22 protein-coding genes, 3 tRNA genes and 1 other annotated feature are annotated in these 23,732 nt (G+C 30.6%); of the genes, 20 read left to right on the top strand and 5 right to left on the bottom strand.

What is annotated here, in order from left to right; all coding sequences use genetic code 11:
• Nucleotides 1-135: 135 nt before the first annotated feature.
• The 3 genes from ACX0KU_RS01255 to ACX0KU_RS01245 all read left to right on the top strand — a co-directional run bounded on the left by ACX0KU_RS01255 (nt 136) and on the right by ACX0KU_RS01245 (nt 2,396).
• Nucleotides 136-429: a hypothetical protein gene (locus tag ACX0KU_RS01255; RefSeq protein ID WP_472991137.1), complete on the top strand. Its 294-nt coding sequence runs from the start codon at nt 136-138 to the stop codon at nt 427-429.
• 203 nt (nt 430-632) lie between these two features.
• Entirely contained in the window at nt 633-1,463 is an 831-nt protein-coding gene (locus tag ACX0KU_RS01250) for a BsuPI-related putative proteinase inhibitor (protein WP_472991136.1), read from the top strand.
• A gap of 246 nt (nt 1,464-1,709) precedes the next feature.
• On the top strand, nt 1,710-2,396 hold the full coding sequence (locus tag ACX0KU_RS01245) for a hydrolase (RefSeq protein WP_472991135.1): 687 nt from the start codon (nt 1,710-1,712) through the stop codon (nt 2,394-2,396).
• Nucleotides 2,397-2,452: 56 nt separating this feature from the next.
• On the opposite strand, the gene ACX0KU_RS01240 is transcribed toward ACX0KU_RS01245, so the two are convergent.
• Complete coding sequence (locus ACX0KU_RS01240; protein ID WP_472991134.1) at nt 2,453-3,109, bottom strand: lytic transglycosylase domain-containing protein; 657 nt, start codon at nt 3,107-3,109, stop codon at nt 2,453-2,455.
• A gap of 190 nt (nt 3,110-3,299) precedes the next feature.
• Here ACX0KU_RS01240 and nagZ point away from each other — a divergent pair, with 190 nt between their 5' ends.
• The 7 genes from nagZ (at nt 3,300) to ACX0KU_RS01205 (ending at nt 7,193) form a co-directional block, all read left to right on the top strand.
• Nucleotides 3,300-4,529 (top strand): beta-N-acetylhexosaminidase, encoded by a 1,230-nt coding sequence (nagZ, locus tag ACX0KU_RS01235; RefSeq protein ID WP_472991133.1) that lies wholly within the window; start codon nt 3,300-3,302, stop codon nt 4,527-4,529.
• 181 nt (nt 4,530-4,710) lie between these two features.
• Nucleotides 4,711-4,786 (top strand) — tRNA-Ala (locus ACX0KU_RS01230).
• Nucleotides 4,787-4,791: 5 nt separating this feature from the next.
• Nucleotides 4,792-4,868: transfer RNA gene (locus ACX0KU_RS01225), tRNA-Ile, on the top strand.
• A 13-nt stretch (nt 4,869-4,881) separates the two neighbouring features.
• Nucleotides 4,882-4,955 (top strand) — tRNA-Gly (locus ACX0KU_RS01220).
• 141 nt (nt 4,956-5,096) lie between these two features.
• Nucleotides 5,097-6,014: a hypothetical protein gene (locus ACX0KU_RS01215; RefSeq protein WP_472991132.1), complete on the top strand. Its 918-nt coding sequence runs from the start codon at nt 5,097-5,099 to the stop codon at nt 6,012-6,014.
• A gap of 62 nt (nt 6,015-6,076) precedes the next feature.
• Nucleotides 6,077-6,535, top strand: coding sequence for a methylated-DNA--[protein]-cysteine S-methyltransferase (locus ACX0KU_RS01210; protein WP_472991131.1), 459 nt, complete (start codon nt 6,077-6,079; stop codon nt 6,533-6,535).
• The gene (locus tag ACX0KU_RS01205; protein ID WP_472991130.1) at nt 6,516-7,193 is read left to right on the top strand and encodes an SGNH/GDSL hydrolase family protein; all 678 of its coding nucleotides are present in this window, start codon (nt 6,516-6,518) and stop codon (nt 7,191-7,193) included. Before ACX0KU_RS01210 ends, ACX0KU_RS01205 begins: the two co-directional genes overlap by 20 nt.
• A gap of 199 nt (nt 7,194-7,392) precedes the next feature.
• Here the strand turns inward: ACX0KU_RS01205 and proS are convergent, their stop codons facing one another.
• Nucleotides 7,393-8,829, bottom strand: a complete 1,437-nt coding sequence (gene proS, locus ACX0KU_RS01200) for a proline--tRNA ligase (RefSeq protein ID WP_472991129.1) — start codon at nt 8,827-8,829, stop codon at nt 7,393-7,395.
• A gap of 58 nt (nt 8,830-8,887) precedes the next feature.
• Nucleotides 8,888-9,098 (bottom strand) — a binding site (T-box leader).
• Between the two features lie 407 nt (nt 9,099-9,505).
• Here proS and ACX0KU_RS01195 point away from each other — a divergent pair.
• The 3 genes from ACX0KU_RS01195 to ACX0KU_RS01185 all read left to right on the top strand — a co-directional run bounded on the left by ACX0KU_RS01195 (nt 9,506) and on the right by ACX0KU_RS01185 (nt 12,006).
• Complete coding sequence (locus tag ACX0KU_RS01195) at nt 9,506-10,024, top strand: nitroreductase family protein (protein WP_472991128.1); 519 nt, start codon at nt 9,506-9,508, stop codon at nt 10,022-10,024.
• Between the two features lie 67 nt (nt 10,025-10,091).
• Nucleotides 10,092-10,820, top strand: coding sequence for an ABC transporter ATP-binding protein (locus ACX0KU_RS01190; protein ID WP_472991127.1), 729 nt, complete (start codon nt 10,092-10,094; stop codon nt 10,818-10,820).
• Complete coding sequence (locus ACX0KU_RS01185; RefSeq protein WP_472991126.1) at nt 10,813-12,006, top strand: ABC transporter permease; 1,194 nt, start codon at nt 10,813-10,815, stop codon at nt 12,004-12,006. The genes ACX0KU_RS01190 and ACX0KU_RS01185 overlap by 8 nt, the downstream gene beginning before the upstream one ends.
• A 29-nt stretch (nt 12,007-12,035) precedes the next feature.
• Here the strand turns inward: ACX0KU_RS01185 and ACX0KU_RS01180 are convergent, their stop codons facing one another.
• Complete coding sequence (locus ACX0KU_RS01180; RefSeq protein ID WP_472991125.1) at nt 12,036-12,977, bottom strand: type I phosphomannose isomerase catalytic subunit; 942 nt, start codon at nt 12,975-12,977, stop codon at nt 12,036-12,038.
• A gap of 135 nt (nt 12,978-13,112) precedes the next feature.
• On the opposite strand from ACX0KU_RS01180, the gene ACX0KU_RS01175 reads away from it, so the two are divergent.
• Nucleotides 13,113-15,635 (top strand): WG repeat-containing protein, encoded by a 2,523-nt coding sequence (locus tag ACX0KU_RS01175; protein ID WP_472991124.1) that lies wholly within the window; start codon nt 13,113-13,115, stop codon nt 15,633-15,635.
• A gap of 43 nt (nt 15,636-15,678) precedes the next feature.
• Here ACX0KU_RS01175 and ACX0KU_RS01170 read toward each other — a convergent pair whose 3' ends face one another.
• Nucleotides 15,679-16,569: a CAP domain-containing protein gene (locus ACX0KU_RS01170; protein ID WP_472991123.1), complete on the bottom strand. Its 891-nt coding sequence runs from the start codon at nt 16,567-16,569 to the stop codon at nt 15,679-15,681.
• A gap of 212 nt (nt 16,570-16,781) precedes the next feature.
• On the opposite strand from ACX0KU_RS01170, the gene ACX0KU_RS01165 reads away from it, so the two are divergent.
• Both ACX0KU_RS01165 and ACX0KU_RS01160 read left to right on the top strand, forming a co-directional pair.
• Nucleotides 16,782-18,113, top strand: a complete 1,332-nt coding sequence (locus ACX0KU_RS01165) for a CoA-disulfide reductase (protein ID WP_472991122.1) — start codon at nt 16,782-16,784, stop codon at nt 18,111-18,113.
• Between the two features lie 73 nt (nt 18,114-18,186).
• The gene (locus tag ACX0KU_RS01160) at nt 18,187-18,489 is read left to right on the top strand and encodes a hypothetical protein (protein WP_472991121.1); all 303 of its coding nucleotides are present in this window, start codon (nt 18,187-18,189) and stop codon (nt 18,487-18,489) included.
• Between the two features lie 58 nt (nt 18,490-18,547).
• Here the strand turns inward: ACX0KU_RS01160 and ACX0KU_RS01155 are convergent, their stop codons facing one another.
• Complete coding sequence (locus ACX0KU_RS01155) at nt 18,548-19,069, bottom strand: hypothetical protein (RefSeq protein ID WP_472991120.1); 522 nt, start codon at nt 19,067-19,069, stop codon at nt 18,548-18,550.
• 305 nt (nt 19,070-19,374) lie between these two features.
• On the opposite strand from ACX0KU_RS01155, the gene ACX0KU_RS01150 reads away from it, so the two are divergent.
• The 4 genes from ACX0KU_RS01150 to ACX0KU_RS01135 all read left to right on the top strand — a co-directional run bounded on the left by ACX0KU_RS01150 (nt 19,375) and on the right by ACX0KU_RS01135 (nt 23,720).
• A complete protein-coding gene (locus tag ACX0KU_RS01150) occupies nt 19,375-20,037 on the top strand; it encodes an FMN-dependent NADH-azoreductase (RefSeq protein ID WP_472991119.1) in 663 nt (220 codons plus the stop codon).
• A gap of 388 nt (nt 20,038-20,425) precedes the next feature.
• Nucleotides 20,426-21,046 carry a nitroreductase family protein gene (locus ACX0KU_RS01145; protein WP_472991118.1) on the top strand — a complete coding sequence of 207 codons (621 nt, stop codon included), beginning with the start codon at nt 20,426-20,428 and terminating at the stop codon, nt 21,044-21,046.
• Nucleotides 21,047-21,225: 179 nt separating this feature from the next.
• Complete coding sequence (locus ACX0KU_RS01140) at nt 21,226-22,218, top strand: substrate-binding domain-containing protein (RefSeq protein WP_472991117.1); 993 nt, start codon at nt 21,226-21,228, stop codon at nt 22,216-22,218.
• Between the two features lie 11 nt (nt 22,219-22,229).
• Nucleotides 22,230-23,720, top strand: a complete 1,491-nt coding sequence (locus ACX0KU_RS01135; protein ID WP_472991116.1) for a sensor histidine kinase — start codon at nt 22,230-22,232, stop codon at nt 23,718-23,720.
• Nucleotides 23,721-23,732 lie beyond the last annotated feature (12 nt).

The raw sequence follows: 23,732 nt of genomic DNA, 5'->3' as shown, positions 1-23,732 counted from the left end.
TACCCCTTAGAATAATATTAAAAATCATGAATATATTTATATTACGATAAGACAAAAATTGTTAACCTCAGCAGACACATTAAGTAAATTGTTGAGAAAAGGATTAAAATTAACATTATTTAAGGGGGTAAAAGAATGTACGAGCTATCTGGAAGTTTAAGAAGTAAAAAAGGTGATTGTGGTATAAAAGAGTTAAGAAGAATGGGTGAAATACCTTGCATATTGTATGGTGGAAGTTTAGGTGAAGTACCCTTATCATTAGAAAAAAATCAGGTAGAGAAGTATATGTTAAGATATGGACAAAACAGTATAATGAATATTAAATTAAATGGTACTATAGTAAGAGGTTTAATAAAAGAAGTTCAAAGATCAGTGCCTTTAAATAACATAATTCATATAGATCTTAAACAAATAGATGGAAATGAATAAGTAGTTAATTAAGTAATTAATTAATATATTAAGAGCAGTGGACTTAGATAAGAGACTAGGTTTGCTGCTTTTACTTTTATCATAAGTTATAAAAAAGTTATTACATAAAAAACTATTTATATTTTGTCTTCGTAGTAAATAATAAAATAGGAATCATTGCAATGAACCTTGTTAAAAATAGAGTAGTGGAAGGTGAAAGAAATATGAAAAATAAAAAATTAAGTGTAATTATAGCAAGTATGATAATCGTTACAAGTTTAGTTGGGTGTAGTACTGTAGTATCTTATAAAAATGAAAATGGATTAGGACTAGAAAATGCCACTGTAAAAAATGGAGTAAATATTTATAATGTTAATCAAGATAAGGAAGGTAATAAGTTAAATATTATTGTATCTAATCCATTAAACTCAAAGGTTAAATTAACTTTTGGAAGTACTCAGGAATATGATTTTATTTTATATAATAAAGAAGGTAAGCAAATATATAAATGGTCTGATGATAAAGCTTTTGGAGAGATGATAGTGAATAAAGAAATAGCAGCAAAAGGAAAATTAGAGTATAGCATAGATTTATCTGATTTAAAGTTAAAAGCTGGAGAATATAAGTATGAATTTTATTTAGTGGCTAATGAAATGAGAAATATACCACACAAAACAGGTAAATTAATAAAGAAGGATAACTCAGGAATTGCATATTTCCCTTTAAAATATGAAGTGAAGAGTACCAGTGGTAAGGAATTAATAGTAGAAGTTAAAAATCAAACTGAAAATCCTATAAAACTAACATACACAAGTGGACAAAAATTTGATATGAAATTTTATAAAGATGGTAAACATGTGTATACCTGGTCGCAAGATAAGAACTTTATACAAATGCTCTCTGAAAAGACATTATTACAAGGAGAGAGTGAAATTTTTAATATTAACCTAGAAGAACTTCCTTTGTCAAAAGGAGTATATGACTATGAATTCTATTCTGTATCAAAGGAACTTTCAAGTGTCCCAACTTTAAAGGGCAAAATCACGATAAAGTAATTTTAAATGTTCGGTAGAGTGTAACTTTACCGAACATTAACTTTTTCAGTTTATAGGAAATTATAAGTATATCCTTTTTTTGTATTAATAAAAGAGTAGTCACTTAAATTTAAAATATGGTAGAATATACTTATATAATAATGAAAAATAAAATAATTATAAAAGTATTATGTGTTTGAGAAAATATAAAAACTTATGAAGTGATTATAAAAAAATACAGTAAACAATTATATGAGGAGAATTTTTATGAAGAAAAATGCACCTGAAATAAGTGGAAATTTAAGAAGTCATATGATCCAAGTACCTAAGGTTATAAGAGATGCAAGTGGTATAATAATTTTAGGTAAAAGAATAAAGTCTTTAGTTTTTAGTACTGACGTAGCAGTAATAAGAAATACTAATGCAGATGCAATAATGGCAGTATACCCTTTCACTCCTCAACCCCTTATAACAGCAGCCCTAGTTATGGCAGCAGATATACCGGTATTTTGTGGTGTAGGAGGAGGGGTAACTACTGGTAAAAGAGTAGTAAACTTAGCATTAGATGCTGAGTTTAAAGGAGCTATAGGAGTTGTATTAAACAATCCTACCCCTAATGAAGTATTAAAGAGTGTAAGAAAAACTATAGACATACCAGTAGTTGTTACTGTAGTTTCAGAGTATGAAGATATACAAGCTAGAATAGATGCAGGAGCAGATATTTTAAACGTATCAGGAGCTAAAAGAACTACAGATATAGTTAAAGGAATAAGGTCTAAATTCCCCAATATACCTATAATAGCTACGGGAGGACCTACAGAGGATACAATAAAAGCGACTATAGAGGCTGGAGCTAATGCTATTACCTTTACACCTCCATATTCCGCAGATCTTTTCTCGGAACTCATGGTGAAATATAGAAAGGTACATAAGGATGAAGCTATGGAAGAATAGTTTCATATAAAATATAAGACACATAGTGTGATACTATGTGTCTTATATTTTATATGTTATTTTCCGTAGTATTTCATTACCTTTTTAACATAATCCTTTGTTTCAGAAGGAAGTTTAGATATTTCTTCTATAGTATCTACACCACGTCTTCTAAGGGTTCCTGGACCTGCATTATATGCAGCAAGTGCTAACTGCTTTGAGTTGCCGTGCATTTCTAGCATGGATTTTAAATATCTAGTTCCTCCATCAACATTTTGTTCAATGTCATAGGAATTAGTAACACCAAGCTCACGAGCAGTACCAGGCATTAATTGCATAAGCCCCTGAGCACCAGCGTGAGAAGTAGAGTTAGGATTGAAGGAAGATTCTTGCTTAATTACAGCCATTATTAATGCTTTATCTATTCCATACTTTCTTGAAGCTTTATCAACAGCTTCTTCTATAGTAGTATTATTAGTTTTAATTGATGTATCAATATCTTTATATATATTAGTAAGTCGTTCATTACCAGCATATCCAAGTTGACTTAAATCAGCTTCTCTAAAGCCAAGTTTACTCAAATCCATATTTCCAGCACTATCTGTTGATGCTTTTAGAAGTCCCTCCATTACTAACTGAAAAGCAGGGGAATCACCAGCTGATTGTTTAAACATTTCTGTCATTAACTGAAATTGCATAAATTGTTCAATTTGCTTAGAATTATTTACTTCCATAATTTCACCAACCTTTGTTTGTATATAAAAGTTTTACTATCTATATATATCGAAAGCTAATTAGAAAACTTTAGCTTAAGTTAGTGATTTATATAAAAATAATGAGTTATAATAATAATAGGAATAATATGGTGAATTTAATAATGAGCTAGTTTTTAATAAACTAAGCTACCTAATTAAGGAGAATATTATGATAAAAAAGATTAAGAAGATAGTTTATATAATAGTTTTAGCAATGATAATGTCAAGTTGCACTCTAGTTAAAGAGGAGAAAGAAGATATACCTAAAGTACCTGAAGTAGTTGAGGTGGAAAAAGATGATCCTATAAAAGAAAAGATTAATGCTATGTCTATAGATGAAAAGATAGGACAGATGTTTATTGTAGGCTTTGAGGGATATGAAGCTGATACTAAAATAAAGGATCTCATTGAAAAAAGATATGTGGGAGGAGTTATATTCTTCGATAGGAATATAAAAGGTTCTAATAGGCTTCTGCAGCTTATGAATTCACTAAAAGATTTTAATAAGAATAATAAAGCTCCTTTATTCATGTCTATAGATGAGGAAGGAGGTAGAGTATCCAGGCTTCCAAAGGAAATAAAAAGATTCCCAAGTAGTATGAGTATAGGTAAGACAGAGGATAGTAATATTTCTTTTCAGGTTGGAGAGGTTACAGGAGAAAAATTAAAAGCTTTTGGTTTTAATATGGATTTTGCTCCGGTACTAGATATATATAGTAATTCTAAAAACAAGGTTATTGGAGATAGAGCTTTTGGAGTAGAACCAGAGAGGGTTAAAAAACTTGGAGTTGCAACAATGAAAGGCTTATCAGAACAAGGGGTTATCCCTGTAGTAAAGCATTTTCCAGGACATGGTGATACTACAGAGGACTCACATTTAAAACTTCCTGTTGTTTATTATGATTATAATAGACTAGAGAGCTTTGAGTTAATACCCTTTAAATATGCTATTGAAGAGGGAGCCGATGCTATAATGATAGCTCATATTCTACTTCCTAAGCTAGATAAGGACTATCCAGCATCTATTTCAAAGCATATAATTACAGATCTACTTAGAAATAAGCTAAATTTTGATGGGTTAGTAATTACAGATGATATGGAAATGCAGGCTATTGCAAAACACTATACAATTGAAGATGCTGCTCTAAAGTCAGTTAAGGCAGGCTCAGACATTATTTTAATATGTAAGAATTACGAAAATTCCATAAAAGCAATAGATAAAATAAAGCTTTCAGTGGTAAAAAATGAGATTTTAGAAGAGAGAATAGATGAGAGTGTCTATAGGATTTTAGAGTTAAAAAGTAGATATAAAATACAAGACAGAGATATAAATAATATAGATATTGATTCTCTAAATACAAAGGTAGAAGATGTATTAATCCAAATAAAGTATAAATAGTTTTGCATAAAAGTTAAAAAAAACAAGGAAACTTATCCGGGTGTATCTTTGGGTGAATTTGTTACCTATACTGAGAAAAGTAAAGAATAAAACATATAAACTACAGTATTGGAATATAGCTTGTTTTATGGAAATAAAAATTATGATAATATATGTTTTGTGTTAACGATACAAAATATTTGGGGGTATAGCTCAGTTGGGAGAGCACCTGCCTTGCACGCAGGGGGTCAAGAGTTCGAATCTCTTTATCTCCACCATTTATGGGTCTATAGCTCAGCTGGTTAGAGCGCACGCCTGATAAGCGTGAGGTCGATGGTTCGAGTCCATTTAGACCCACCAAACAATTTAATATGCGGGTATGGTTCAATGGTAGAACGTCAGCCTTCCAAGCTGAACACAAGGGTTCGATTCCCTTTACCCGCTCCAATAAAAAACTCATCTTCATATGAAGATGAGTTTTTTATTGTTTAAAGAATTTAAGCAGGTATAGGTGATAGGCCCCTAAAATTAACGTTTTAATCCACTTTATGGTATAATATTAATTAGAGATTATAGGGGGATGAGGAATTGAAAAAATATAAAATATATATATTAATTGCTATATTTATTATATTTAATATGAAAATGTATTTTCATATAGTAAGTCTAAGGCAAGAAGTGAGTAATATAAACAATAATATAAATAGTCTAGATAGGAGCATTAACAACATAAGTTCTTCTGTATCACATACTGTTAATCAGATTGTTGAAGAACAAAAGTGGGTTCGAAATATAGATTATAGTATCGTAGATATAAGTAAGAATTTAGACAGTGTTACTGTTAAATTTAAATGGAGTATGCGTGAATTAAGTAAGGATTATAAAATGTATTTATTATATACGGGAAAAGATAATAGTAATGGGGATAAGTGGACTGAAGTAGCTGCAGAAGATTTAGGAAATTTAAATTATAGTACTCAGATAACACTACCCTATGAAAATAATTATAAATTTAAGATAATTGCCAAGAATAATGATAATAATATAAGTGAAAATTTAACAGAGATTAACTTCTTAGAAAGCTTAAGTAACAGGGTTGATATACAAGCTATGCCAAGAGAAAAGAGTACTTCAGCGAATAAAGTAAACTTTAAATTTGAAGTTAACATTACAAGCGTAACTGATTTGTATCTAGCTCCAGAGAAATTAGGTAAAAATATAAAACTTGATGAGAACTTATTAAAACTAAAGAATATTAGAGTAAAGGTCTATAGTAATGATGAGCTAAAGAAGGAAATTGAAGTATTAAAGGATGGCAAAATAATAGATTCTAATGCACGTTATGAGATAGAGCCTTTTGAGGTGCGTGAGGGACATAAATTAGAAAGAATTAGCTATAGCACAAACCTTCAGTATGAAAATGCATTATATAGTTATGAAGAAATAGAAGTAATAGTAGAGGACTATTTAGGAAGAAAGTATACAAAAATAAGTGACAAAATGTAATTATAATGTTAAGAGCCTGCCTCTTAACATTAATTACGTATAGAGAGGAAATTTATATAGGTATGGAATATAAAATTTATTATAGATCTGAAGTGGGAGTAATTGAAATTACAAGCTTAGAAGATGCTATAACTAGAATTGATTTTGTTGAAAAAGAAGGAGAAGTCACTGAAACTCCTAAAGTACTACAGGATGCTTATGATCAATTAGATGAGTACTTTCAAGGAAAGAGAAAAGATTTCAATCTTAAGCTAAATATTGATGGAACAGATTTTCAAAAGAAAGTCTGGAGAGCATTATCTGATATTCCTTATGGAAAAGTAGTAAGTTATAAGGATATAGCCATAGCTGTAGGAAATGAAAAGGCAGTGAGAGCTGTAGGGAATTCAAATAATAAAAATAAGATTGCTATAGTTATTCCTTGTCACAGAGTTATTGGAAGTAATGGAAAATTAGTAGGATATGCAGGAGGATTGCATTTTAAGGAATGGCTTTTAGAACATGAGAAAAAATATAAATAAAGTACTAAAAATAAAGGAGATTATGATGAAGACAATATTATGTTATGGAGATTCAAATACTTGGGGATATAATCCTTTAAATAGATCTAGATATCCAAAGGAAAAAAGGTGGAGTAGTGTTCTACAAAAAGAATTAGGAGAAGAATTTGAGGTAATTGTGGAAGGCTTAAATGGAAGGACAACTGTGTGGAATGACCCAATAGATGGTCAATATAAGAACGGTAAGACCTATCTTTTGCCTTGTTTACATACTCATAAGCCTATAGATATAGTTATAATTTATCTTGGAGCTAATGACTTTAAATATAGATTTTCAGTTAATTCTTTTGACGTATCAAAAGCTGTTGAAACTCTTGCCAAAATAATAAAAACTAGTGGAACAGGACCAGAGGAAGGAAAATCACCAGAGGTACTAGTAGTAACACCACCTGCTATAAGAGAATTAAACGAGCAAAGAGGTGTTTTTATGGGGGCAGAAGAAAAGTGCAAAGATATATCAGAACAGTTTAAAAATATATTTGACAATAGGCAATACTATTTATTAGATTCAAATGAAATAATCTCAACCAGTGAAGTAGATGGAAGTCACTTAAGTGAGGAAAGTCATTATATTTTAGGAAAAGAGCTTGGCAGAAAGATTAAAACAATTTTCACCTAGACCAATCAATAATAGCTACATAAGGTTGAGAATTGGTTTGTTTGTGATTAGTATTTAGTATTGTAAAACTCAAGTAGCAGTATGCTTATATATAAAAGTATAAAATGAAAAAACTTAGGAGGATTCTAAAAGAATCCTCCTAAGTTTTTTATATAGTGACTAGCGACTAGTGATTAGAGATTAGAGATTAGCTACTATTTTAGTATGCTTTTCCCCAGTAAACCATTTTCTTAGCTTCCTTGCCACAGCAAATACATTTCTCAGAAAGCTTTTCTTGCTCAAAAGGCATACATCTTGAAGTTATTCCTACAACTTCTTTTAGCTTTTCTTCACAAGCTTTTTCTTCACACCACATAGCTTTTATAAAGCCAGGTTTAGTGTCAGCAATTTCTTTAAGTTCATCAAAAGTTGTTGCAGAGTAAGTTTTTTCTTCTCTGTGTTTTAAAGCGTGTTCATACATAGCATTTTGAATATCTTCTAAAAGCTTTGGTATTGCAGTTTCAAGATCATTCATTGATACTACTAGCTTTTCACGAGTATCACGACGTACTAGGACAACTTGATTATTTTCTATATCCTTTGGACCAACTTCAAGACGTACTGGAACGCCCTTCATTTCGTATTCATTATATTTCCAGCCAGGCATTTTATCGCTAATATCTATGCCAACTCTAGCAAACTTTGCAATTCTAGCTTTAAGTTCTTGAGCCTTTTCAATAACTCCCTCTTTATGTTGAGCAACAGGTACGATTACTATTTGAGTTGGAGCTATTCTTGGTGGAAGTTTAAGACCACTATCATCACCATGTACCATTATAATTGCGCCAATAAGTCTAGTTGTCATTCCCCAAGAAGTTTGGTGAACGTATTGAAGCTGGCTGTTTTTATCTGTGTATTGGATGTTAAAGGCTTTAGCAAAGTTATCTCCAAAGTTATGAGATGTACCAGATTGAAGAGCCTTACCATCATGCATTAAGCTTTCTATTGTATATGTTGCTTTTGCACCAGCAAATTTTTCTTTCTCAGTTTTTTGTCCTTTTACTACTGGAATTGCTAAAACATTTTCACAGAATTCTGCATAAACATTTAGCATATCAATAGTTTCTTGGTGTGATTCTTCAGGGGTTGCATGTGCTGTATGACCCTCTTGCCATAGAAATTCTGTAGTTCTTAAGAAAGGACGAGTTGTTTTCTCCCATCTTACAACAGAACACCATTGGTTATACTTCTTTGGAAGATCATTATAAGATTGAATTATCTTTGCATAGTGATCACAGAATAAAGTCTCAGAAGTTGGACGAACACATAGCTTTTCAGCAAGTTCTTCACTTCCACCGTGAGTTACCCAAGCAACCTCTGGAGCAAAGCCTTCAACGTGATCCTTCTCCTTTTGAAGTAAACTCTCAGGGATAAACATTGGCATATATACATTTTCATGTCCTGTTGCTTTAAATCTCTCATCTAGGTTTTTTTGTATGTTTTCCCAAATTGCATAGCCGTAAGGACGTATAATCATACACCCTTTAACGCTTGAATAATCAACAAGCTCAGCTTTTTTTACGATGTCTGTATACCATTGTGCAAAATCTACATCCATTGCAGTTATAGCTTCAACGAATTTTTTTTGTTTAGACATTAATAATTCCTCCTATGTATTTTTCATATTTTTACAAAATAAAAAAGCCCTAATCCCAAAAAGGGACCGGCTTCCGGTGGTACCACCCTAGTTAATATATAAAATATATTCACTCATTCTTTTAACGGTAAAGTTCCGCTGTAGCCTACTATTATTTCGGTACAGAACTCGAAGGCTGGTTCAAAATTAAATCTTTAGAAACCTCTCACCAATGGCTTCTTCTCTTTGAAAAGACTTTAAAATTTACTATCCCTTGTCACAGTAATTCTATATAGAATTTTAATTAATATGATATAAGTTTACAAATAGATTGTCAATAGGTAAATTCTAATTAGTAAGTTAGGGTATTATAATAAATCATATATGCTACATTGAGTATATTATGTCCTTTAGTGATAAAAATAATAAATTGCTTAAATATTGATATTCGAATTATTATTTGGTATGCTGATTTTAGAAATGATGCTTACGTTAAAATAATCTTAATTTACCATTATTTAGTTTTTAGGTAGCCTTAAAAATTGAAAAGACTACTTTTAGTTAGAACATTTTAGGAGGACAATTTTATATTGAATATAAAACATAATATTAAAAATTTAGGGTGGAATGAAAGTTTAGGAAGAGAATTCAGTAAATATAAAAATTATATTAAAAAGATTAATAAGGGGAGATAAGTATGCTAGAGTTATTGTTTAAGAGAAGAAGTATAAGGAAATATAAAGATATTTCTATAGAGAAGGATAAGGTAGATAAACTTATAAAAGCTGCATTACTATCTCCATCTTCAAGAAGTATTAGACCTTGGGAATTCATTATTATTGAGGATAAAAGCACTTTAGATAATCTTTCAAAGAGTAAGACTCATGGCTCTTCATTCTTATCTGAAGCAGCTCTTGGAATTATTATTATTGCAGATACTACAAAGAGTGATGTTTGGGTAGAGGATACAGCTATAGCCTCTACAATAGTACAACTTCAAGCAGAAGATATTGGACTTGGGTCTTGCTGGATACAGATAAGAAATAGGATGTATAATGATAAAGTTACCTCAGAGCAGTATATAAAACAGATATTAGATATTCCAGAAAATTATTGTGTAGAGGCTATAATTTCTATTGGATATCCAAATGAGACTAAGAAAGCATATGATGAAAGTGAATTACAATATAATAAAATCCACAGAGAGAAGTTTTAATACTTCTCTTATTTATTGAATGAATTTGAACACTTATCATGTAGTAAAAGTAGTAGGAGGGGTAAGAATGGTAGAGGTTACAAACCTTACAAAGGAATTTAAAAAGGTTAAAGCTGTTGATCACATAAATTTCTCAGTAAAAAAGGGAGAAATTTTAGGTCTATTAGGAGAAAATGGAGCAGGAAAGACGACAACTCTTAGAATGATGGCTACAATGTTAAAGCCTACAGATGGAGATTGCTCAGTTTCAGGATATAGCATAAAAAAAGATGATGATAAAGTAAGAGGTGAAATAGGTATTCTATTTGGAGGAGAAGTTGGACTTTATGACAGGCTTACAGCTAGAGAAAATATCATGTATTTCGCAGAGCTAAATGGAATGAATGAAGCTAAAGCGAAGGAAAGTGTAGAGTATTTAACTAGAATGCTTCATATGGAAGAGTTTATAGATAGAAAGGTTGGTAAGTTTTCAAGAGGAATGAAGCAAAAAGTAGCTATAGCAAGATCTATAGTTCATAAACCATCAGTAATGCTCTTTGACGAACCTACAATAGGACTTGATGTAAGCGCAAGCAAAATTGTACAAGATTTTATTTTAAAGTGCAAGGAAGAAGATAAAGCTATAGTTTTTTCAAGTCATAGTATGATTGAGGTTGAAAAACTTTGTGATAGAATCGTAATAATCCATAAAGGAAAGTTAATTGAAGAGGGAACCATAGAAGCATTAAAGCTTAAGTATAATAATGATGATATGGAAAGTATTTTTATGAATTTGGTAGGTGATAACCATGAATAAGTCTGCGATTGTATTTAAAAAAGAATTAAGAGATCTTTTTAGAGATAGAAAGACAATATTAGTAAGTATACTAATTCCTTTAGTAATATTTCCTTTCATGTTTTTTGCTATAGGTAAAGCTGCTTCTAGTAATACAAAGAGTGTTGAAGAGAATTTTCATATATCTATAAAAGGTGGAGAAAACTCTCAATTTGTTAACTTTATAAAACAAGAACCAAAAATAAAATTAAAGGAATCAGAAAATTTAGAGGAGGATGTAAAGGATGGGAAATTATTATTAGCCTTAGAAGTTCCAAATAATATAGATAGTTTGATTAAAGATGAGAAACAGGCAGGAGTTAATATAATCTATGATAACACTAGCCAACAATCTATGATGGCACAGAGTATTATTGAAAATTATATACAAGACTATAGTAAGCAGGTAGTCGCAGTAAGATTACAGGAAAGAAATATGAATACCGAAATATTAACCCCAGTTAAGATAGACTATAGAACAACTTCAAAGGAAGAAGAAGGCTTAGGTAAAATGATGCTTTCAATGATGCTACCTCTTTTTCTTGTAATATATAGTATAACAGGACCTATGGGAGCTGCAATAGATTTAGGAGCAGGGGAAAAAGAAAGAGGAACCCTAGAGCCACTTTTAACTACTCAAGTGGGGAGAATGTCACTGTTATGGGGGAAGTTTGGGGCCATTTCTATAGTAGGTCTCTTGTCTACACTATCTTCCTTGATAGGTATAGGTATGGCCTTTTATCAAAGCGGAAAAAGTGCTATGGATATCTCTATAAGTGCTAATAGTATTTTGAGTATGGGTATTAGCGGAATTGCTTTAATATTTATTATGGTAATCCTTTTAAATCTTGTATTTGGTTCTTTGGAACTTGCAATAAGCATATACGCAAGGTCCTTTAAAGAGGCACAAACGTATCTTACACCACTTAACATAGTTGCAATAATTCCAATTTATGCAACCTATATGTTAGATGCTAGAAATATTGATACTTACTATTTTCATATACCTATTGCAAATGTAGTATGTGTTATGAAAGAAATTTTAGCGGGAGTATTTAATACAGGACATATATTAATAACTTTTGCATGGATAATGATATATATTATAGCTGCAATTTTATTTGCAAGATACATGTTTAGTAGAGAAGATGTTATATTTAGAACCTAAAAAAGAAGTCGCAAGGCAACTTCTTTTTATTATAGAGGCGGTACGTAGCTTTTTAAAACTTTCATAGTTCCAGTAAAGGTATATTCACCAAGGGAGGCAGGGATAAGAACACTGTCTCCTATTTTTATATCTTCTTTACCATCTTTATAAAGAATTTTACCACTTCCTTCTACACAGGTAAATGCATAAAATCTTTCTATATCACTATTTTCAGTAAAGGAATCTTCTACTGTATAAAGTTCTAAAGAGAAGTTTTTATCAATACATAAATAAGTCTTAGAATAACCACTTGAGCTTATAGAAATTCCTTTAATCTTCTCACTTTTAAGAGTTGGATCTATTACATCTAGAGCCTTTGCTATGTGAAGCTCACGCCCTCTATTATAATCATACACTCTATAAGTGGTATCACTATTCTGTTGTATTTCTGCTATAATTACCCCAGGACCAATGGCATGAATTAAGCCACTTTGTATAAAATAGACATCCCCTTTTTTAACAGAAATCTTATTCATATACTCATCTAAAGTCCCTTTTTTTATAGCAAGTTTAAAGTCATCAACAGTACAGTTATCTTTAGTCCCAACTACTAAGCTAGCATCTTCAAAAGCCTCTAATACATACCAAATCTCAGTTTTACCCATTTCATTTTCAACTCTTGTTGCATACTCATCATTTGGATGTACTTGAACGGAAAGGTAATCTTTTGCATCTATAAGTTTTATAAGTAATGGAAACCAATCTTTTTGTATCTTTGTACCTAGTATTTCATCTCCTTTAAGCTCTATAAGCTCTGCTAAGGACATTCCTTTAAATTCTCCATTTGCCATTATACTAATTCCGTGGGGGTGACAGGCAATATCCCAACTTTCGCCTATATTTCCTTTAGGAAGATTATCTCTAAATAATTCAAAGTCTCTTCCACCCCAAATTTTATCAAAATATAGGTTCTCAAATTTTAGTGGGTACATACACTACCTCCAGACTATTTCTATATCCTAATTACAGAATATGAAATTAGGGAGAATAAGGTACTTATATAATAAACACCCATTATTATAAGTTTTCATATAATATTTTAAGAATAATGTTAGAAAGGTTTTATTATGGATTATAAGAACTATTTAATTAGTTTTGTGAAAGCTTATTTACCAATAGGAAGTGAGCTTTTATTATCTAAAGAAGATGGCAATAAGACATTAATTTTACTGGCGGATATAGACAAGGATGGTGTAGTAGAGATAATTGCACCCTATAAGTTTGGAGAGGAAATTTATGTTATTATAATAAAAAGCCATTACAATCTTTGGTATATTGCAGCTAATATTAAAGGAAGTGGATATGATGTAAATTACTTAGATGTAGCTCCTATTACAAGTAACTATGAACATAACTTAATAATTGGTTGGCAATATGGAGCAATATGGTCTAAACTTAATATTTATCAATGGACTACAAGAGGAATTATGAATTTAATAAAGGAAAATATTTATTATAGCAAGATTGAAGTTGAAGATATGCCAGGAAAATATGGAAAAGACGGGAAGTCAGAAATAGCTCTTTGGAGTCATGACACCGGAGAGGCATACAAAATTGAAGTAGTTAGGTGGATAGATGGAAAGTTACAGACAGCATTAGATGTATATCCTTACTATTTTAAAAAGGTAGTTGTGTTTTATGAGAAGAAAGTTAAAGAAATGCCTGATGCAACTTTTTATTGGTATTACTTAGCTGATGCTGAATTAAAAGCAGAAATGCCAGAGAGAGCTTTGAAGTCAATTGAAAAGGCTATTAGCATTAATTCAGGCTATCCTGATAAAGATGGTTTACTTAAATTAAAGGAAGAAATTCTATTAAAATTAAATAGTATAAATACAAATACAAATATAGATATAATAGAATCTGAGACTAGAAGTGATAGGCAGTATAAATTGTATCCAGCTCCTGTGAAAAATATTGATGGAGTAAAGTGGGGGTATATAGATAGTAAAGGTGTATTTATAATCAAGCCAGAGTATAATAGTGCAAGAGATTTTCAGGATAATGGTATTGCTATAGTTGAAAAGGAAAACTTATATGGGCTTATAGATTTATCAGGAAAATATATTATAGAACCAAAATACGAGACAATCAATGAGTTTTCAGAGGGAAGGGCTACTGTTCTTCATAGAGAGGGATTCAAGGTAATAGATGAGAATGGAAAAGAGATAACAAATAAAGCATATAGCTATATAGGAACTTATAAAAATGGAAGAGCTATGTTTAGTATAGAAGATAGTGAAGGAAATTGGAAATATGGATTTTTAGATAGAACAGGTAAGGAAGTTATTCCTGCGATATATCAATCTGTAAATGATTTTAACAATGGAAAAGCTGTAGTTAATGTAAATGATGGTGAATATAGACTAATAGGAATAAACGGAGAGACGTTAAACACCTATAGGTACAGTTTTGTAGGAAATATAGGAGATGGACTTTTACCCTTTAGGGAGAAGAATGAGAGCAAATACGGGTTTATTAATGAAAATGGAAATATAGTTATAGCACCACAATATACAGGAGCTCAGAGTTTTAAAGAAGAGAGAGCTGTTATAAATGTAGGAGAAGATTTTACAAATCAATATGGACTTATCGATAAAACAGGAAAGATTATAATAAAGCCTATATATAATGATATACTACAAATAGGGGAAAAAAGAATAGCAGTAGGAGAAAGTGTAGATAAGGATAAGTCTTATATGGGATCAAAATATGCTATTGCTGATACAAATGGAAATTTCCTTATTGGTTTTATATATTCTCAAGTCTCAGAATATAAAGATGGATTGGCTTCTGTTTATGATGATAAAGATACATTTTTTATAGATACTAGTGGCAAACCAGCACTTAATCTACCGATAGTAGAAGGAAATGGAAGTATGTCTATTGAAGGGGATATAGTTAAAGTCAATGTTGATCTTAGGACATTATATTTAAATAAAAATGGTACTTTAGTTTATAAACAAAATACTACTATTCCATTAAATGATAAGTATAGTGTTATTGAAGAGAAATATAAACCAAACAAGGATTATTTAGTGTATTATCCTAGAATTGAAGGAATGGAGAATAATCAGGTACAAAGTAATGTAAATGAAAAATTAAAGGAAATGTCACAGGTAAAAGAAATTTCAGAGGATACTCAGCTTGATTACAGTTATACCGAGGATTTTTCAATAGAATTCTTTAAAAAGAACCTATTAATTATAGAATTAAATGGGTATGAATTTCCGTTTGGAGCAGCTCATGGTATGCCTAGCTTGATTTATCCTAGTATAGATCTAGTTAGTGGAAGATTTTATGAGCTTAAAGATTTGTTTAAAAAAGATAGTGACTATATAAAAGTTTTAAGTGATATTATAGAAAATCAAATAAAGACTAGGGAAGAGTATTCATATGTATGGATAGAAGATTATAAAGGAATAAATGAAAATCAAGGTTTTTATCTTGATAAAGATGCACTTTATATTTATTTTACACCTTATGAAATTGCACCTTATGCAGCTGGATTTCCTACTTTTAAAATATTATTTAATGAAATATCAAGTATTATTGATATTGAAGGAGAGTTTTGGAGGAGTTTTAATTAAAAAAGTTAAAGAGTGTATCGAAAAACTGATACACTCTTTTCTTCTATTGTGGTTTACTAATAAACATTTGTGTAAACATATTTCCGTAAGTTCCACCTTTTGTGATTCCAATTCCTATATGAGTAAAATCTGGGCTTAATATGTTTTTTCTGTGACCTGGAGAATTCATTAAAGCGTTATGAGCTGCGGCAACAGTTTGATTACCAGCTATATTTTCACCAGCTTGAACGTACTTAATTCCAAAAGATTTCATCATATCAAAAGGACTTCCGTATTTTGGAGAATTATGACTAAAGTAGTTATTATCCATCATATCTTGAGATTTAGTTCTGGCAACATTAGCAAGAGAAGTATCTACCTTTAAAGCTGGTACATTGTTTTGAGCTCTAGCTTGGTTTACTAGCCTTACCATTTCTTGTTCAACTGCACTTAGTGATCCTGTGTTAGTTGTAGCAGTTGGTGTTTTTGGTGTTGTTGGCCCTTGAGGAGTTGTAGTTCCTTGAGGAGCTGATCCTTGTGCTGCTGGTGGTGCGGCAGGTTCCTTATCTTCTGCAATTATTGCTTTACAATCCTCTTGAGGTACAAAACCTATTTTATCATTAGGTAGCTGAACAGCATAAAAATCTCCAACTTTGTTTATAACATCTAGAGTGCTGTTTTTATCTTGAGTTTGAAGTACAGGAGTATTACCTTCTGCTCCCATTCTCACATTAGCCTTGTCAGAAGTGATTTTTATTCTTTGAATATCTCCAAACTGTTGAATAGAAGATTCTACACCGCCGATAACTGGGCTTCTGTTATTTGTGTTATTTTGATTTCTTTGAGTTTGTTGTTGATTTTGCTGATTACGTTGGCTTTGTTGATCTTGCTCTCTACAGCCTACAGCTAAAATTGAACATGTAGCTATAGTTAAAGCAATTATTTTTTTCTTCATGAAACTTCCTCCTTAGATTTAAAAAATTATTGATTACACTTTAATAGTATTAGAAATTAGTATAAGTTCTATGAGACAAACTTTTAAAATTTATAAGTATTTACTATGGATATTAAGTATAAACACAGCACTAATGGATTAAAATGTTAATTAGACTAGTTTATGATATAATGTTAAATAAAAATAATTTAATTTAGGGGGTGTATCCAGCAATGAAGACTATTGTCATAGGTGGAGTAGCTGCAGGAATGTCAGCAGCTTCAAAAATAAAAAGAGTGGATGAAGAAGCAGAGGTTGTAGTTTATGAAAAGGGTTCATTTTTGTCTTACGGAGCTTGTGGACTTCCATACTATGTGGCTGGTATAAATAATGATTATACTAAAATGATAGCAAGAACTAGAGAGAGATTTGAAAGATCAGGAATAAGAACACACTTGAGGCATGAAGTAGTGAAGATTGTTCCAGAGAAGAAAGAAATTATAGTTAAAGATTTAGATAGTGAAAGAGAGTTTATAGACTCCTATGATAAACTTATGATTGCTACTGGGACAATACCTGTTGTACCTGAAATAAAAGGAAAAGATTTGAATGGAGTATATATGTTAAAAACTCTAGAAGATGGATTAGTTCTTAGAGAAGCTATGGATAAACAAGGGGTTAAAAATGTAGCTATAATAGGTGGTGGCTATATAGGAATAGAGGTTGCAGAGACTTTGAAAGAAGTAGGAAAGAATGTAACAGTTATTCAATCTGCTCCTAAAATATTAAGACCTTTTGACGATGAACTAATTGATATAGTTACAAAGCATATAATAGAAAAAGGAATTAACCTTAATCTAAATGAAAAAATTGAAGAAATCTTAGGAGATGATAAGGTAGAGGAAGTAAGGACTAATAAGGGAGTATATAAGGCTGATTTAGTTATACTTTCTATAGGAGTTAGACCTGCTACTGACTTTTTAAAAGATTCCGGAATTGCATTAGCAAAAAATGGTGCCATTATAATTGATAGAGAAATGAGAACTAATATTGAAGATATCTACTCAGCAGGTGACTGTGCAGAAGTATACAATAAAATTAAAGAAGAAAACACTTTCACGCCACTAGGAACAACTGCTAATAAATGTGGTAGAATTGCAGGAGAAAATATCACGGGAAAACATAACAAATATGTTGGAACACTGGGAAGTGCAGCAATAAAAATTTTAGACTATGAGCTTGGAAGAACAGGCTTATCAGAAAGTGAAGCAAAGGCATTAGCATTAGATTATAAAACTGTATTTGTAAAAGCTTATGATCATCCTATGTACTACCCAAATTCAACACCTATCTGGATTAAGCTTATATATGAAAAGGAAAGCTATAGAATTCTAGGAGCTCAAGCAATAGGTAATAAAGGAGCAGTTATGAGAATTGACATGTTTGCTATTGCAATTCACAATAACATGACAACTATGGATTTAGGAATGGCAGATTTATGCTATGCACCTCCTTTTTCAGGTGTATGGGATGCGGTTCATATAGTGTGTAACGCAGCAAAATAGTAAATGTTAAGAGGCTGCCTCTTAACATTTACACTATAAGATAGTTATATAAACAAAAGGCGGATGATAAAAAATGGCAAAAGTAAGTGCAAAAAGAGATGATTTTTTAAAGGAAGCTAAAAAGAGCACTTCACCTAAAATATACTCGTTATTAGTAGACTTAGTTAATGAGGATAAGAGAGAATTAGCGCAGGAAGTATTAAAGATTGATTATTTACTAGAGTATACTAGTAGTTGCATAAAACAACAAGATTACAGAGAGGCAAAAGAAAGCTTATCTAGAGCTAAAGTTAGAATAGATAGTTTAAAAGACAAAAGTGTAAATACAGAGTATATTGATTATTTATATGAGGGTATATCTAAAAAGGTTAAATAATAAAAAAAGTCTGTAGAGTGGTTAAAGTTACATGAAACCCTCTACAGGTACCAGTATTTTAGCTAAGTGTGCTATTTGGGACTTTCTTGCTTGATCTAGAAAGCATCCCTTTAACAATATTAGCGTAGTAGTCAGATACTTCGGGACATACTGATAATAAACTATCTACAACATGGTCGATATTACTATCATCTAGTTTTTTAGCCATAATGCCTGTGTCAAAAGTAATAGACTCACTATCTAAAGAATTATAAAGTTCATTTACAATTGGAGATTGCATAACACTATCATCTTCAGTACAGGTTTCAGAAAAGTATAAATCCTCATCTACTACTATAAGTTGACCGTATACATATTCTTTTTTATTTTCATCTGAAGGATTTTCTAAATTACAATTATATTTTACATGTTCTACATGTTTAATATCAAGTCTAAATTCATCATCTTCTTTTCTTGTTAATACACAGCGTATCTCTAAGTCTAATAATCTTTTTTTCATATGCTTTGAGAAATTTCCTCCAAGATCTGAAATAAAACGCTTCATTGATATTGTCTTTTTTAAGTTATAATTTTTTCTCACTATGGATAGTCTCCTCTTTAAATAATATTTTCTTTTTTGTTGATTTAATATATAAGTATTAATTTTTTAATACTTATAAAATCATAGAATACAAAAAACCACCTTTGTATATGTAAATTAATCTAATGAAGGTGGTAAAGTAATTAAATTTATCTGCTATATATAGTATAACACATAATTAAGAAATAAATAAAAAAGTTTTGAAATTTAATAGTGAATAGCACCTCTAGTTTAAGATTTGAAAAAAGGAATAAATCTATTTAATAAGCTAAAACTAATAGAAGATTTTCTTGGAGGTGAAGTGTATGAAAAAATTACTATATATATCAGCAAACTCAAAACCAGAAGCAATCTCTACTAGCAAAACTGTTGGAAGAGAATTTGTTAATCGATTTTTAGAAAAAAATCCTGAGTATGGATTAGAGGAATTAAATCTTTATAGTGAGTACATACCAGAGGTGAATCATAGAATATTTACTCGTAGAGCAGAGCCAGCTTCAGGAGCAGAATATGAACATCTCTCAAGAGAAGAGAGAAAAGCTGTGGATAAAATAAACCAGTTATGTGACCAATTTTTAAGAGCAGATGTTTACGTTATCGCTGCACCAATGTGGAGTATAAGCTTTCCATCAATATTAAAAAGATATGTAGATTGTGTAGTAATCAAAGATAAGACAATTAAAATATCACAAGAGGAAGTAACAGGTCTTCTAGAAGACAAAGATAGAAAAATGGTTTATATACAATCTTCAGGAGGAGTGTATCCAAAACTTTTAAATTGGAATATAAACCATGGTATAGATTATTTTCATGACTTATTTAAGTTCTTAGGAGTAGATAAGTTTGAGAAAATACTTGTACAGGGCACAGACGATGAAGATGTAGGAATAGATATGGCAAAAGAAAAAGCATATAGAGAAATTGACGATGTAATCGAAAAGTTTTCAAGAGAACCCTTGTTTAGATAGAGTGTAATTAAAAATAAAGCTACCAATACACTAGGTATTGATAGCTATTTTTTTTATGTTATTTACCTAGAGATTCAGATAAACACTCTTCAATAACATCTTCTGTAATTACAAAGATTTGTTTAGTATTCATGTTAAGTACCTCCCTCGATTAAGCCAAGCTAAAATGCCGTTAAAATTAGCGGACAAAATATAATATATGCAACTTAGAGGTATTTAGTACTAAAATATAATATAATTTTTTAAATTAAGGGTTTAATTGGAATATAGAATTTGAAGAGTATAAGAATTTAAGAATCATAATGTAAAAATATTAGAATATAATTTTAAAATATTAGAATATAATTTTAAAATATTAAAATATAATTGTGTTTTTAAGGAGGTATATATGAACTTAATGGAGGCTATTCGAGGCCGGAGAAGTATACGAAAATTTTTGCAAGACTCAGTAAGTGAGGAAGATCTTAAAGAAATAGTAGAGGCTGGAATTCTAGCCCCAAACGCTGAAAATGCACAAATGTGGAAATTTATTGCTGTAACAAATAAGGAAGTATTAAATGAAATTGGTGATGCGGTTTCTTATAAAGTAGATACTATAATTAATGCTTGCAAAAGATTTGACTATGATGCTATTGCACATCATAGATACTTTTTAACCTTTTTTCGAGATGCACCTGCTCTAATACTAGCATTTGCTCATCCTTATGAAAGTGCACTTGACTTGGCATTAGATAAGTTGAATCTGAAGTTAAAAATACCTATGAATATAGATGTAATACAGCAGAGTATGGGAGCCGCTATTCAAAATATATCCTTAGCAGCTCATGCAAAAGGTTATGGAACAACTTGGATGTATGCCCCGGTTATAGCATATAAAGAAATAGGTCAGATTCTTAATGTTCCTGAGCCATGGATACTTACAGCTCTTTTGCCAATAGGAAGACCAGCGCAGAATCCAAAAGCTAGACCACGAAAGTCAGTTGATGAGGTTTTTTCAATAATCAAATGACAGTAAAAAGGAAAGATGATAAGTATCTTTCCTTTAATATTAGTTATCCTTTTTTATTGTTTTTATCTTAAAATAATTATTTTAAAAAGCCTATCAAGTAGAATATAATATAGGTAAGGTTTTTTAACACTAATTTTTTATTTAGTATAAAACATTGTAGTTGGGAGATAAGCGATTAAATGAATACCTTGAGAAACATCTATAGATTTTTATACAGACAGGCAATTTTAATTTTATTGATATTGATATTTGGTGCAAGTATTGTTCTATTTTACTCTAGTAAAGAGGATGTAAAATTGCCTGTTTCTAAACCAACACATCATTTTTATTTTATTGCTCAAAACTCTGTAGATCCATTTTGGGAAGAAGTAATAAAAGGTGTGGAGAAGTCTGCTAAGGATAATAATGTTGTGGTAGAGTTTTATGCACCGAGATTTAATGATCCACAGGAGGAATTAAAATACATTGATATTGCTACTATATCAAAAGTAGATGGTTTAATTACTCATGTTTCTAACAAGGTAAGTTTTACAGATTATATTGATAAAGCATATAATAATAAAATACCTGTAATAACCTTTGAAAATGATGACAGTGAGAGCAAGCGTAATGCTTTTGTAGGTACAAATAATTTTATTATTGGAAGACAAGCTGCTAAACTCCTAGTAGAAGCAACAGATGGAAAAGCTAATATTGCCGTGATTTCAAATAATGATCTAGATCAGAGTTCAATAGAAAACAACTTGAAAATGAATGGATTTATGAGTATTTTAAAAGAATATCCACAGATGAAAATAATAAAAACCTATCTATCTCAAATGGGAACTTTAAGCGCAGAGGAAATTACTCAGACCATAATTGACTCTAGAAATGAAATAAATGCCATATTCACAATTAGTGCTGCAGATACCTTAGGAACAGCTCAATTTATAGTTGATAGAAATAAGGTAGGAAATATTATACTTGTAGGATATGGAAGCTCAGAGGAAATTCTAAGATATATAGATAGAGAAATAGTCTATGGAACCGTTGCAAGTGATCCATATAAAATGGGATATGAGAGTTTAAAGGCTTTAGTTGATATTAAAGCAGGAAAAAGTGTTCCTACCTTTATTGATACAGAAGTAAAAATAATTACAAAGAAAAACCTAGATACATTCAGAGTGAAATAGGTGATTAAATAATGAATAGAGACATATTTAAATTTTTTGGAATAAGGAAAAAATTAATTATACAATTTCTCTTAACTATATCATTGTTAGGATTTACTAGTATCTTTTCATATTATAATACGAGAGTAGTATTAAAAAATACAAATAATATAATTACTGATTATGGATATTTAAATAATTTAAAAAATGATGTAGACCATATGATGATGGAGCTTGAAAAGTATCTTACTAATGCATCATCTGAGAATCTACTAAATTATTATTACTATTATAATAATCTTGAAGAATTGACAAGGCAAATACCTACAACAAGGGAATATGATCTAGATAAGCTAGTGCTTAAAGATATTGGAAATATGCTACATGAATTAATGAGTGAAAGTGATAGAGCAATACAAGCAAAACGAGGAAGAATAAGTAGTAGGTATATTTTACATTTTCAAAGGGCAGATGAAATTAGTAACTATATAAAATTGTATAATAATAAACTATTAGATAGTAAATTAAAAAGTGGCTCAGAAAGATATGAAATTATAGCAAAAAATATGAAAATCATAACTTATTTTAATATTTTTATAATAATAGGTGCTATATTTATCAACATTTTCATAGCCGTTATATTTACATACAGATTAACAAAGCCTATAGCAGAGCTCTCACAATCCGCGGAGAAAATAGCGGAGGGCGATTTTGATATTGAATTAACTCAAACTCATACCGGGGATGAGACAGATATTCTTGCAAATGCATTTATAAAGATGGTTAAAAGCATAAAGGATTATATTGCTGAATTAAGACGTCATGCAGAAGTAGAAAAAAAGCTAAAAGAGCAAGAATTTTATAATTTAAAGATGAAAAGTCTTCTAAAAGAAGCAGAGCTAAAATCTTTGCAGTCTCAGATTAATCAGCATTTTCTTTTTAATACATTAAATGCTGCATCACAGCTAGCTATGATAGAGGGAGCAGATAAATCCTCAGAATTTATAGAAAATATTGCCCAACTTTTTAGATATAATTTAAAGAACATTGAAGATATGGTTCCACTGCATGATGAGATTGAATACGTAAAAAATTATATGCAGGTTTTGAAAATACGTTTTGGAAGTAGAATTGACTTTTTTTTACATATAGATGATGATACAGTAGATACGAAGATACCAAGAATAACCATACAGCCTATAGTAGAAAATGCATTTATACATGGGTTACAAAGCCTAGAGAGAAATGGAGAAATACATCTAAATGTAAGGTCCATGGAAGAAAGTATCTTAATAGAAGTTATAGATAATGGTAAAGGAATGGATTCAAATTGTATACAAAGAATTATATCCCTAAATCTAGATGAGGGAACTTCTCAAAAGCATGTTACAGGGATAGGTATGAAAAATGTTATACAAAGACTTCAGATTTCATTTGGTATCCCAGATAGTGAAAAACTAATTAGTATAGAAAGTAAGGTAGACTCTGGAACAAAAGTTACCTTAAGGATTCCGAGACTTTAAAGTTCACAGGGA

Source organism: Clostridium sp. X, assembly GCF_055755365.1.
Note: the sequence above shows the minus strand (reverse complement) of the source record. Positions and strands in the feature narration are given on the sequence as shown.